Annotated in this window: 10 protein-coding genes; 4 read left to right on the top strand and 6 right to left on the bottom strand. The window is 62.4% G+C overall.

Annotation, left to right across the window (positions count from 1 at the left end):
* Positions 1–18: 18 nt before the first annotated feature.
* Together AB8A27_RS27615 and AB8A27_RS27610 are read right to left on the bottom strand one after the other, a co-directional pair.
* A complete protein-coding gene (locus tag AB8A27_RS27615; protein WP_441244631.1) occupies positions 19–783 on the bottom strand; it encodes an MBL fold metallo-hydrolase in 765 nt (254 codons plus the stop codon).
* 3 nt (positions 784–786) lie between these two features.
* Positions 787–1,713 (bottom strand): DMT family transporter, encoded by a 927-nt coding sequence (locus AB8A27_RS27610; protein WP_441244630.1) that lies wholly within the window; start codon positions 1,711–1,713, stop codon positions 787–789.
* 95 nt (positions 1,714–1,808) lie between these two features.
* Here AB8A27_RS27610 and AB8A27_RS27605 point away from each other — a divergent pair, with 95 nt between their 5' ends.
* Both AB8A27_RS27605 and AB8A27_RS27600 read left to right on the top strand, forming a co-directional pair.
* Positions 1,809–2,672 carry a LysR substrate-binding domain-containing protein gene (locus tag AB8A27_RS27605; protein ID WP_441244629.1) on the top strand — a complete coding sequence of 288 codons (864 nt, stop codon included), beginning with the start codon at positions 1,809–1,811 and terminating at the stop codon, positions 2,670–2,672.
* A 20-nt stretch (positions 2,673–2,692) separates the two neighbouring features.
* Positions 2,693–3,226 carry an ureidoglycolate lyase gene (locus AB8A27_RS27600; RefSeq protein WP_441244628.1) on the top strand — a complete coding sequence of 178 codons (534 nt, stop codon included), beginning with the start codon at positions 2,693–2,695 and terminating at the stop codon, positions 3,224–3,226.
* Between the two features lie 30 nt (positions 3,227–3,256).
* On the opposite strand, the gene pdeM is transcribed toward AB8A27_RS27600, so the two are convergent.
* The 3 genes from pdeM to AB8A27_RS27585 all read right to left on the bottom strand — a co-directional run bounded on the left by pdeM (position 3,257) and on the right by AB8A27_RS27585 (position 8,031).
* Complete coding sequence (gene pdeM / locus AB8A27_RS27595) at positions 3,257–3,949, bottom strand: ligase-associated DNA damage response endonuclease PdeM (protein ID WP_441244627.1); 693 nt, start codon at positions 3,947–3,949, stop codon at positions 3,257–3,259.
* 38 nt (positions 3,950–3,987) lie between these two features.
* Positions 3,988–6,723: a ligase-associated DNA damage response DEXH box helicase gene (locus AB8A27_RS27590; RefSeq protein WP_441244626.1), complete on the bottom strand. Its 2,736-nt coding sequence runs from the start codon at positions 6,721–6,723 to the stop codon at positions 3,988–3,990.
* Positions 6,724–6,810: 87 nt separating this feature from the next.
* Entirely contained in the window at positions 6,811–8,031 is a 1,221-nt protein-coding gene (locus AB8A27_RS27585) for an ABC transporter substrate-binding protein (protein WP_441244625.1), read from the bottom strand.
* A 347-nt stretch (positions 8,032–8,378) separates the two neighbouring features.
* Between AB8A27_RS27585 and AB8A27_RS27580 the strand changes: the two genes are divergently transcribed.
* Together AB8A27_RS27580 and AB8A27_RS27575 are read left to right on the top strand one after the other, a co-directional pair.
* The gene (locus AB8A27_RS27580; RefSeq protein ID WP_441244624.1) at positions 8,379–9,752 is read left to right on the top strand and encodes an outer membrane protein; all 1,374 of its coding nucleotides are present in this window, start codon (positions 8,379–8,381) and stop codon (positions 9,750–9,752) included.
* 208 nt (positions 9,753–9,960) lie between these two features.
* On the top strand, positions 9,961–11,367 hold the full coding sequence (locus AB8A27_RS27575; protein WP_441244623.1) for an outer membrane protein: 1,407 nt from the start codon (positions 9,961–9,963) through the stop codon (positions 11,365–11,367).
* Positions 11,368–11,438: 71 nt separating this feature from the next.
* Here the strand turns inward: AB8A27_RS27575 and AB8A27_RS27570 are convergent, their stop codons facing one another.
* On the bottom strand, positions 11,439–12,365 hold the full coding sequence (locus tag AB8A27_RS27570) for a methyltransferase domain-containing protein (RefSeq protein ID WP_441244622.1): 927 nt from the start codon (positions 12,363–12,365) through the stop codon (positions 11,439–11,441).
* Positions 12,366–12,376 lie beyond the last annotated feature (11 nt).

The following is a 12,376-nucleotide window of genomic DNA, read 5'->3' as shown; positions in this document are numbered from 1 at the left end:
TCAGGAACTGGCAACGGGCTAGATCAAAGTCCGCACACCCGGTTCGAGGATACGCAGACGGGCACCGAAGCCGAGCGTATCGAAGGATGCGCGCAGGTCGCCGGCGGTCTGTTTGAAATGCGCCCATCCGTCGGTGTGGACCGGCACAATCGTCGCATCGGGAAACGCGCGCGCCGTCTCGATCGTGTCATTGGTGTCCATGGTGAGGTGGAATGGCCCGCGGGTTTGCGCCGCGCCGGCAAAGGGCAGCACCACGCCGGCCGGAAAACGCCGCGCGACCTCGGCAACGCCATCGAACCAGACGGTGTCACCTGTAATGTAGATCGGCCTGCTCCCCGGCGCGTTCGAACTCAGCACGAAGCCGATGACATCGCCTGACAGCGGCTCGATGCCGGCCGGGCCGTGGCGCGCGGGCGTCGCAGTGATCGTCAGCGCGTGGCCATCCTTGCCTGTCAGCTCGGTGCTGTCCCATGGCGCGAGACCTTCGACATTCCCACCGAGGCGCTTGGCACCCGCAATGGTTGTCAGCGTGCGCGGCGCGTGGCGCAGGAAATCGCGCCCGGAATTGTCGAGATTGTCGGAGTGCTGGTCGTGACTGAGCAGCACCGCATCAACCGCGCCGACCTGCGCAGCGGAGATCGCGGGGCCGACGAGTTTTTCCAGCGTGACATGCGGCAGCTTGTAGGCGCCCGGATGATCGAAGGTGGGATCGGTGAGCAACCGGAAGCCATCGAATTCAATCAACGCGGTGGGACCGCCAATCAGAGTGATGGTGAGAGACATGAACTACTCCTGTCGCAAAGGTGCTGGTGAAGCGGCCGGTCTGGTGACGAGATAGATACCGAGGGCGACCGGGACGATCCCCATGAGGTCACGAATTTCGACATGCTCGCCGAGCACCATCCATGCGAACAGCATGCCGAGGGGCGGCATCAGAAAGTGATAGGCGCTGGCAGCGGTGGCGCCGCAGGTCTTCAGGAGATGAAACCACAGCAGATAGCCGAGGATAGAACCGCCCAATGTCAGGAATGCAAACGAACCGATCAATCGCGCACTCGGCACGATCGCACCGATATCGGAAAATGTGAGCGCCACCGGGATCAGCACCACGCCGGCCGCAAGATTCTGCACACCGTTGCCGAGCCACAGGCTACCCTTCGGGGCCAGCAGCTTGAACAGGATCGTCCCGGTCACAATGGACGCGAGCGATGCCAGCGTGAATACGATGCCGTGCGCGCTGTCGATACCTACCGACATGCGGTGCCAGACGATCGAGGCGACGCCTGCGATGCCGAGCAGGAGCCCGGCGACCTTGCGTCCGGTGAGCGGCTCCTTCAGCAACAGCGCCGCGAGCACGGCCGTAAATACCGGGTTTGCGCTGACGATCAGGCCACCGAGACCGGCGGAGACGGTTTGCAGGCCGGTATAGCCGAGGCCGAGATACAGCGCGTTATTGGCCAGGCCGATGACAGCGTAGGCAGCAACATCACGCCAAGACAGCGACCAAGCATTCCGGCGCAGGGCAGAGATGCCAAGAATCAGAACACCCGCGATCGAGAACCGCGCGGCGAGCAGAATGAGCGGCGGGCAATCGGTGACGGCGATCTTTCCTGCGACGAAGGAGAAACTCCAAAGCAGACAGAAGATGCCGATATAGATCGGCAGCGGATTGAAGGCGGCACGGGGAACCGCGACTGACGGCGTGAGGGACATCGGAAATCTCCTTTGTCCTTGGTCTATGCGCCTGCCTTCTCATTTGGAAATTAAATGATATACTCGTCGTCAGTTAAAAATCGAATGGATAGCCGATGCTGGATCTCGAACTCCTGCGCAGCTTCGTCTCGGTGGTCGATGCGCGCGGCTTTACCCGCGCCGGCGAGCGCGTTCACCGCACCCAGTCCACCGTCAGCCAGCAAATCAAGCGACTGGAAGAGGATATCGGCCAGCCGCTGCTGAACCGCGCCGGCAAGGACGTGACCCCGACCGAAGCCGGCGAGCGGCTCTTGTCCTATGCACGACGGCTGTTGGCGCTGGCGGAAGAAGCCCGCGACGTGCTGGCCCGGCCGACCAATGAAGGCGCTGTCAGGCTCGGCATCCCCGAGGATTTCGCGGCCTATCGCCTGACCGAATTGCTGGCGAATTTTTCGCGGTCGCGGCCCGGCTTGCGGCTCGACGTGCGCGCCGACCAGAGCACATATTTGCGCCGGGATCTCGAACGCGGCGAACTTGACCTGGCACTGTTCAAGCGCGCCGTCGGTGAGAAAGGTGGCATTGCGGTGTGGCCCGAGCGGATCCATTGGGTCACGAGCAAGGCGCATCCGATTGACCCCGCCATCCGGTCCGTCCCATTGATCGGTTTTCCCGCCGGCTGCCTGTACCGGACCCGCGCGATCCATGCCATCGAGGCGGCTGGCCGCAGTTGGCACATGGCCTATACGAGCTCCGGCCTCGCCGGCATCCAGGCCGCGGTCGCCGCCGGACTTGGCCTCAGCATCCTGTCCGACATGGCTATCCAGCCCGACCATCGTATCTTGACGGCGAAAGAAGGCTTCGCGCCGATCGACCAGACTGAACTGACGCTGATGGCCGCCCCCGACGCGAGCCCGGCAACGCTGCGGCTTGCCGACCACCTCGCCGAGTTCTGCGATACGGTGCAGGCGAAGGCGGCTTGACCGAGCCTAGGGAACCGATGATGCCGACGACCAAGGCCGTCACTGTGGAGGTCGCGAATTCCGATTCGTTCGAACCTTTTGGGTGGATACTGGGCAAGTCCGACGCGCTGAAGACAACACCGATCGCGTTTCGCAGCCCCGCTAGCGATTTCTGGCACGAGCACTTCTTCAATCCGGGCACAGACGGCGACACCGAGGTCCTGTGGGTGGAATACCGCGACAACAGTCCGCTCGTCTCAAAGCTCGAAGTCCATCACCTGACCCAACAGGCGATCGTGCCTCTCACGAACGAGATCGTTCAGATTCTTTGTTTGAGTGACGCAAACCAGAAACCGGATCTGGCGACGTTGCGTGCGTACCGCCTGTCTCCAGGTGTCGGAATCTGCATGCGTCCCGGCGTTTGGCACGCAACGCGTGCCGACGATGCGACCTGCCTGATGTTGACCCGTCGCTCGACAACCAGGGATCTCATCGATCATCTCGTCAATGATCGCCCGGCGAAGGAGTCCACCATCTCGGAGATCACTCCCGTTCGCCTCGGCACAGACGGCTAGGCGTCTGCATCGACACGCATTGCATGCTTGTTAACAGCAGCGCGACGCTGCGATGGCGTGCATACGCCGGTCGCCGAGCACATGGGCAACGAAGCCGAGGGTCTGGAAGATTTTCGCGAAGGCTGCATCGCGGATGTTGAGCCCCCCGGTATAGGCGCCGAAGGCCGGCATCACCGCGCGGGTGCCGTCGCTCGCAAAGCAACGACGTTCGACGGCGCGACCGCGGGTGCTGACGCGCGCCTTTGGATGCAGGTGACCGGCAATCTCACCTGCAGCACCCGTCGGCTCATGACGGAAGGTGATCGGGCCAATGGCGACCTCGTCCGCGACGGTGCCGCCGAGATCGGGTGGCAATGCGGGATCGTGATTGCCTGATATCCAGATCCAGTCACGGCGCATCTGCAATGCGGACAGAACCTCGCGATTGGCCGGCGACAACCGCTCGTGGGCGTCACGGTCGTGGAAACTGTCGCCGAGCGCAATCACACTGCGCGGATCGTGACGCGCGATCACCGCACCAAGACGGCCGAGTGTTGCGATCGTATCATAAGGCGGCAGCAGCACGCCGCGATTAGCATAGCTCGATCCCTTTTCGAGATGCAGATCGGACACCACGAGAAGTTTCTGCTCTTCCCAATACAGGGCGCCCGACAGGTCCGCAGCCAGCGTGACGCCAGCGATGCTGACGGTGCTCATATCGGCGGTGATGGTCTCAACGTGCATGGTGCTCTTTTAAGACGAATGCGAGATTCGCAAAACCCTTACGATCCCGTCTCTTCGAATCCCGCCGCTTCTTTCACGAGTTCCTCGGCGGCTTCTGCCAGGAGCTCGTCCGATGCCTCGCCGTATACCGCTTCACGGCCGATTTCCAGCATCACCGGCACCGCCAGCGGCGACACGCGGTCGAGTTCCCGATGAACGATGCGGCCCTGAATGCGCGTCAGCATGTCGCTCAATCGTCGAATGTCCAGCAATCCCGTCGCGGCATCGGCGCGCGCGGCGCGCAGCAGCACGTGATCGGGCTGATGCTTGCGCAGCACGTCGTAGATCAGGTCCGTGGAGAACAGCACCTGACGGCGCGATTTCTCCTCGCCGGTGAAGCGCGTGTGGATCAGCCCTGAGATCACCGCGCAGGTACGGAATGTGCGTTTCATCAGCGCCGATTCCGCGAGCCAGGCTTCGAGGTCGTCCCCAAGCATGTCGGGATCGAACAGAGCGGCGAGATCGAGCCTGCCGTGTCTGATCATGTGCGACGTGTCGCCAAGGCCCCATATGGCCAGTGCATATTCGTTGGCGACGAAACCCAGCGGCCGCGCACGCGCGCGTTCAAGACGGCGCGTCAGCAGCATACCCAGCGTCTGATGCGCGAGGCGGCCTTCGAACGGATAGCAGACGAGGTAATGCTTATCGGCGCGCGGAAAGGTCTCGACCATCAGCTCGCGCGTGCCGGGCACATGCGAGACATGAGCCTGCAGCGACAACCATTCGCGCACCTGATCAGGCAAGCCTTTCCAGGCGCGCTCATCGTCCAGCAGTTTGCGCACACGTTCGGCGAGATAGGTCGAGAGCGGAAACTTGCCGCCCATATAGGACGGCACCTTGGCGTCCTTGTCGTTCGCGCGCGAAACATAAACCTGATCCTCGACCAGGGATTCATAGCGCACGACTTCGCCGCCAAAGACGAAGGTGTCGCCGACCACGAGGCCTTCGATGAAATATTCCTCGATCTGGCCGAGCATGCGTCCCCCGCGCGCCAGCGCACCAGTGACACCCTTTTTGCCTTTTCCGCTGCCTCCGCGCACCAGCCGCACCTTCAGCATGCTCTCCTCGACGATGGTGCCGACATTCATGCGATACATCTGGCGCACCTTGGGATTGGTGACGCGCCATTTGCCCGAGGCGTCCTGCTTGATACGGGCGAAACGTTCGTAGATTTTCAGCGCATAGCCGCCGGACGCCACGAACTCCACGGTGTCGTCGAAATCGACACGCGACAATTCGGCATAAGGCGCTGCCGAGCGCACTTCGTCATAGAGATCGTCCGCGTAAAACGGTGCGCCGCAGGCACAGCCGAGCACGTGCTGCGCCAGCACATCAAGCGAGCCAATCCGCAACGGCGGCGTGTCCTGTGCATTTTCCGCGACGGCATCGATAGCGACACGACATTCCAGCACCTCGAAACGATTGGCCGGCACCAGCACAGCGCGCGAAGCTTCGTCGATCCGGTGATTGGCGCGGCCGATCCGCTGCATCAGCCGCGATGCACCCTTGGGCGCACCGACATTGACGACGAGATCGACATCGCCCCAGTCGACGCCGAGATCGAGCGACGAAGTACAGACCACGCCGCGTAACTTGCCGGCCGACATCGCGTCCTCAACCCTGCGGCGCTGCGCGACGTCGAGGGAGCCATGATGCAGCGCGATGGCGAGGCCATCGTCGTTCATGCGCCAGAGATCCTGAAACAGCATCTCGGCCTGACTGCGCGTATTGACGAAGACCAGCGTGGTCCTGTTGGCCTTGATGAGATCGTAGATCTCGCCGAGCGCATGGCGCGCGGAATGCCCGGCCCAGGGCAACCGTTCCCTGGTGTCGAGCATCTCGACCACCGGCTCGGCCGCGCCGCCGGCGGTGACGATATCGGCGGAGACGCTTTTGCCTGCTGGCTGCGGCACGAGGAAGCGCGCCAGCGAGTCAGGCTCGGCGACCGTCGCCGACAGCCCGATGGCGCGCATCTCAGGCGCGAGCTTCCAGAGGCGCGCAAGGCCGAGCGCGAGAAGATCACCGCGCTTCGACGTCACCAGCGCATGCAACTCGTCGAGCACGACGCGTTTGAGTGACGAGAACAGAAACGGCGCGTCGTCGGACGACAATAGCAGGGCGAGCTGTTCCGGCGTGGTCAGCAGGATGTCCGGCGGATAGCGCCGCTGCCGCGCGCGGCGCGACACCGGCGTGTCGCCAGTGCGCGTCTCGACCTTGATCGGCAGACTCATCTCCGCAATCGGCGTTTCCAGATTGCGCGCGATGTCGACGGCGAGGGCTTTCAGCGGGGAAATGTAGAGCGTGTGCAGGCGGCCGCTGCGCTGAACGCCGCGACTGGTGGAGACCACCTTGCTCGGCGCGCTTCCGGCAAGCGCAGGTGCTCCTTTCTTACCTCCCCCCTTGCGGGGGAGGTCGGCAGCCGCAGGCTGCCGGGAGGGGGGTATCGCTGGTACGACAACACTTGTGGGCCCCCCTCCCCGGCCCTCCCCCACAAGGGGGGAGGGAGCAGGCGCCGCAGCGTTTTTGTTTCCACTCAGTTCCACCAGCGTCGGCAGGAAGCCGGCCAGTGTCTTGCCCGCGCCGGTCGGCGCGATCAGCAGCGCCGAGCGATCGTCGCGCGCCTTCTCGAGCAGCGCCAGCTGATGCGCGCGCGGCGACCAGCCGCGCATGGCGAACCAGCGCAGGAAGTGATCGGGCAGCAGGTCGGGTCTGGCGACGGATTTACGAGGCGGCACGCGTCAGAGTTAGGCATTCACCGCCGTCATTGCGAGGCTAGAAAAGCAGGCTTTCCCGGGCTCGCAATGACGGCGAGGTCGGAGACGCTATTGCGTCACCGACTTGTCGGAGATGATCCAATCCTTGCCGTCGAACCGCTGGGTATACAGCGTCGCCATCGGAACATAGGCGTCATTGGTATAGCTGTAGCTCACCCCTGGCAGCATTTGCGGAGCACGGAAGCCGTTCAGGCCGATGGCCTGTTTCAGCACGTTCTCATGAGTTAGCTCGTCGCCGCAGCGGCGCAGGATCTCCGCCATGGATACAGCCTGACCGTAGCCGAAGAAGGCGATCGAATTATCGGCAGAGACCGTGGGCAGATATTTCGCGCGCAACGCCTCGAACGCCACGATATCAGGATCCTTGGCGTAGAGTGGCGAACCGATATCCTTGCCATAGGCAATCGAGACGATGCCCTTGGCATTCTCAAGCCCTGCCGCCTCCAGGATCGACCGGCCGGTGGAGCCCGCCGACAGCAACTGCAGCGGCTTCCAGCCGAGTTCGACCACCTTGCGGATCGACTGCGACGTCGCCTTGCCGGTGGTGATGTTATAGAAAACATCGGCACCAGATTTGGCGAGATTGATCAGCTGCGAGTCGATCGTGGGATCGGTGAGATCGTAGGTCACCTCGGCGATCACCTTCGCGGTGCCGCCGGCTTTCGCGAGTTCATCCTTGAACGGCCCCAGGAAATCCCGGCCGAAATCATCGTTCTGATAGAGGATGCCGACCTTCGCATTCGGATTCACGCTGACGACATATTTGGCGAGAATGCGCGCCTCGGTCGGATAGAGCGGCAGGCCGGCCATGGTCCATTTGTTGTTCTTCGGATCGTTCCACTTCGATGCGCCCGTGTTGAGGAGCAACTGCGGCACGCCCTTGGAATTGAGATATTTGTGCACGGCCGTCTGCGGCGCTGTGCCGAGCGAGCCGTACAGAGCCAGGACTTCCTCCTGTTCCACCAGACGGCGCGTCGCCTCGACCGCCTTCGGAGCGCTGTAGGAATCGTCCATCGTGAGGAACTTGACCTTGCGGCCGTTGATGCCGCCTTTCTCGTTCAAGCTCTGGAAATAGGCTTCGCCGACGCGGCCGAGCACGCCATAGAGCGAGCCGGGGCCGCTATGCGGAATGGTTTGCCCGATCTTGATCTCGGTGTCGGTAGCACCCGGATCGTATTTCTTGTCCGCCGCAAAGGCCGAATGGGTCAGTATCGAGACAACTGCAGCGAGTGTTGCGGTCCGGAAGACGGACCTGTGGCGTGAAGGCATCTGGCGTTTTCTCCCCGAAACCCGCTGTGCGGGTGTGTTTTTATGACCCGCCGCCGCGTTGATCGCGGCTGTGCGGGCTTACCCATATCCTCTGCGGACACGGCAGGGTTGGCAATCCCCAGCGGGTTGCGACGTGTTTTCCGTGGGTTGGGACGATTGACGGGGCGTCAGCGCGAGGAAACGTGACGTAACACGCACCCGGGCAACGGTACCTAAACGTTTATTTAACCGGCTTTTTCCGGCCGAACTCTCTGCGGTTGCAATGTCGGACAGTGTGGCCGCGCGGATACAGCCAATATGGCCCGACTCCCCTATTCTACCGGTTCAAATCTGAATTGGGGTCGACCATGAAACGTATTCTTCTTGCGAGCGCCGCGCTGCTCGGAACCGCTGTGAGCGCGCAGGCTGCCGATCTGGCCGTCAAGGCCCCTTATTACAAGGCTCCGATCGTCGCCGTCTACAACTGGACCGGCTTCTACATCGGCGTGAACGCCGGCGTCGGCATTGGCCGCGACCGCACCACCCACAGCCTCAACAACGACTCGCTGTACATCTCGCCGCAGGGCGGCTTCGGCGGCGGCCAGATCGGCTATAATTGGCAGGGCGACTCGCTGCTCGGCCCGATCGTTTACGGTCTCGAAGCCGACATCCAGGGCGCAGGCCTCACGGGCGGTGGCGCCTTCGTGTCCCCGGGCGTGGCTTACGGCCAGAAGTCGGATTGGTTCGGCACCGTGCGCGGCCGCGTCGGCCTCGCGACCGGTCCGGTCCTCAGCTACTTCACCGGCGGTTTCGCTTACGGCAACATCAAGAGCACGATCACCGAAGGCGGCGTGACGGCGTTCTCGGAAAACCGCACTGCGACGGGCTGGACCATCGGCAGCGGCGTCGAAGCTGCGCTGGGCGGTAACTGGACCGGCAAGATCGAATATCTTTATCTGAACCTCGGCAACAAGACGAACGCCTTCGGCGCGCCGTTCGCTGGCCAGTTCACCAACAATGAAATCCGCGAAAACCTTTTCCGTGTCGGCCTGAACTACCGTATCGGCGGCAACAGCGTTTATACCCCGGTGGCTGCGGCTAACTGGACCGGCTGGTATCTCGGCGGCAACCTCGGTTCCGGCACGGGCCGCAACGCGACCACGCTCGGCGCGCCGGGCTTCAATCCGGAACAGTTCAGCCTGAACCCGGATGGCATCAATGGTGGTGGTCAGATCGGCTACAACTGGCAGTCGACCAACTGGGTGTACGGTCTTGAGACCGATATCCAGGCCTCAAGCCAGCGCGATAACAAGACCGTGGTTGTTCTCGGCTCCGCCGCTTATGATCAGAAGCTGCCCTGGTTCGGTACAGTTCGTGGCCGTCTCGGCTACTCGGTTGGTTCAAGCCTGTTCTACGTCACTGGCGGTTATGCTTATGGCGGCGTGAAGACCAAGATCAGCTCTGCTGGTGTCGAACTCGCCAACTTCTCGACCACCAAGAGCGGCTGGACTGCAGGTGCCGGCCTCGAGACCCCGTTCAAGTTCCTCGGCCTGTTCGGACCGAACTGGACCTCGAAGACCGAATATCTTTACGTCGATCTCGGCTCGACCTCAGGCTCGTTCCCTGTCGTCCTCGCCGGCGCTGGTGCGACTACACTCACCTCCAGCAGCAAGGTCACCGAGCACATCTTCCGCACCGGCCTGAACTACCACTTCAACAGCCCGGTCGTTGCGAAGTACTAATCTCAGCAACATCCGCTCAATCGAAAACCCCGGCCTCGCGGCCGGGGTTTTTGTTTGCGTCATTGTTTGCATCCTGGACAACGCCATTCCGAGAAAATTAACCACGAGAGACCCAATATCGAAATACCGCAATTTCTGGTCGCGCGGCTACAGACAGCACTCCGTTACCCCTTCATAGTTCGGCCAGAAACCTGAACTGGATCCCATCATGAAAACCCTTCGCCTCACCGCCGCGGCACTGCTCGCTCTGACCGCCGGTGCGCAAGCCGCCGACATGGCCGCGAAGGCCCCCTACTACAAGGTGCCAGTAACAGCGGTTTATGACTGGACCGGCTTCTACATGGGCGTGAACGCGGGCTACGGCGTCGGCCGGGATCGGCTGCAAAATAACGACCCTATCACTCCGGGCTCAGCCACCTCGACCTATCTGCAGCCCGCCGGCGGATTCGGCGGCGGCCAGATCGGCTACAACTGGCAGACCGGTTCGATGTTCGGCCCGCTGGTCTACGGCGTCGAAGCCGATATTCAGGGCGGCGAGTTGAAGGACAGCTATCCACTGCTGAACAACGGCGCCTTTCCGCTGGCGCCACAAGACACTTATAGCCAGAAAATCGACTGGTTCGGCACGGTGCGCGGCCGCATTGGTCTCGCAACGGGTCCGGTGCTCAGCTATGTGACCGGCGGCTATGCCTATGGCAACGTCACCACAACCACCACATCTCTGGGCTTTCCTGCCCTGGCTACAAGCCGCATCCAAGGCGGCTGGACCGTCGGCAGCGGCGTCGAGGCATCTCTCGGCGGCAACTGGACCGGCAAGATCGAATATCTCTATCTCAACCTCGGCAACAAGACAGACCAGGTGATGGTGCTCGGCACCTTCCCTCAGACCACCACCACAGAAGTGCGCGAGAATCTGTTTCGCGTCGGCCTGAACTATCGCATCGGTGGCAACAACAGCGCCTATGTGCCGGCGCCCGCAGCGAACTGGACCGGTTGGTATCTCGGCGGCAATGTCGGCTCCGGCATCGGACGCGACCGCACCACGGTCTCCAAAGCCGGCGACGGCCTTGGCGACTTTCCCTCATACGACGCCTTCAACCTCGCTCCCGATGGCATCAACGGCGGCGTACAGCTCGGTTACAACTGGCAGATGGCGAACTGGGTCTACGGTCTGGAAACCGACATCCAGGCCTCCAGCCAGCGCGACAACAAGACGGCCATTGCCCTCGGCGACGCCCCGTTCGATGCCAAGCTGCCCTGGTTCGGCACCGTTCGTGGCCGCCTCGGTTATTCGATCGGCTCAACGCTGTTTTATGCCACGGGCGGTTACGCTTACGGTGGCGTGAAGACCAAGATCCGCGAAGACGGCGCCCAGGTACTCAATGCTTCGACAACCCTGAGCGGCTGGACCGCGGGCGCCGGCATCGAAACGCCGTTCACCCTGCTCGGCCTGTTCGGCCCGAGCTGGACCTCGAAGACCGAGTATCTCTATGTCGACCTTGGTTCGACCTCGAATCTGGTCAACACCACGACCGTCACGACCAGCGTCACCGAGCATATCTTCCGTACCGGCCTGAACTATCATTTCAACAGCCCCGTCGTTGCGAAGTACTGATCACAGCGACATACGCTCAATCGAAAACCCCGGCCTCGCGGCCGGCGTTTTTGTTTGCCGAGGTATAAACGTCACGACTTCGACGCGACCATCACAAGACTTGGCACCGGCATCTCTCGTTCGTTGCGAATCGAGCCGTGATCCAAGTGGTCAACGACAAGGCCCGCACCGGATAGCAATTCGCGCAGATGCGCCTCGCTCTGGGCGTAGCGCAGGCCGGTGCCGAGAATGACGCCTTCGCCACCATGGGTCTCGGCCGTGAATGCGAACAGTCCGCCCGGCTTCAGCACGCGCGCGGCCTCGTCGATCAACGGCGCGAGATCGTGCAGATAGATCATCATATCCGCGGCCAGAATCAGGTCCGCACTCGCATCCGGCCGATGCGTAAGGCCCGCCGCAGCGTCTGCCACTTCAAGCTCTCGATAAAGTCCGGTTGCGCGTGCCTGCTGGATCATGCCCGGCGACAGATCGATGCCGATGAACTCATCGGTGTGGGCTGCGAAGGCGCGGGCGGCCAAACCAGTCCCGCAGCCGAGATCGATGCCGCGATGGAAGGCTGCCGACTTGCCCTGCGCAGCGCAGGTTTCCAGCACGGCTTTGAGCAGCAGTGCCGGCCCGCGATAGCCGAGTTCGCCGACCAGTGAGGCCTCGAATTTCGGGGCATACTGATCGTAAAGAGCCGTGACATAGCCCGACGGCATGGCCGCAAGCGGATCACCATTCAGCCGCATCAGTCTCAAGCCTGCCCCAAGAGAATCGGAAGAATTCGCAGCCTTTGCGCGCTGAAACGCGGCAATCGCGCCGTCCCGATCGCCCTGCTTTTCGCTGATGTCACCGAGCGCAAACCAGGCGGACGCAAAGCCCGGCGCGACCTCGATGGCCTGCCGGAACAGGTCGGCAGCGGCCTCCAGATCGCCGCGTAATTGCAGATCGCGGCCGTAGTCGAAGCGGCGATCGGCGACCAGATCGCCGGATGACATGAAGACGCGGCTGGGCATGCGGGAACCGA

The sequence above is a fragment of the Tardiphaga sp. 768_D3_N2_1 genome (assembly GCF_052076105.1).
Taxonomy (GTDB): Bacteria; Pseudomonadota; Alphaproteobacteria; order Rhizobiales; family Xanthobacteraceae; genus Tardiphaga.
Note: the sequence above shows the minus strand (reverse complement) of the source record. Positions and strands in the feature narration are given on the sequence as shown.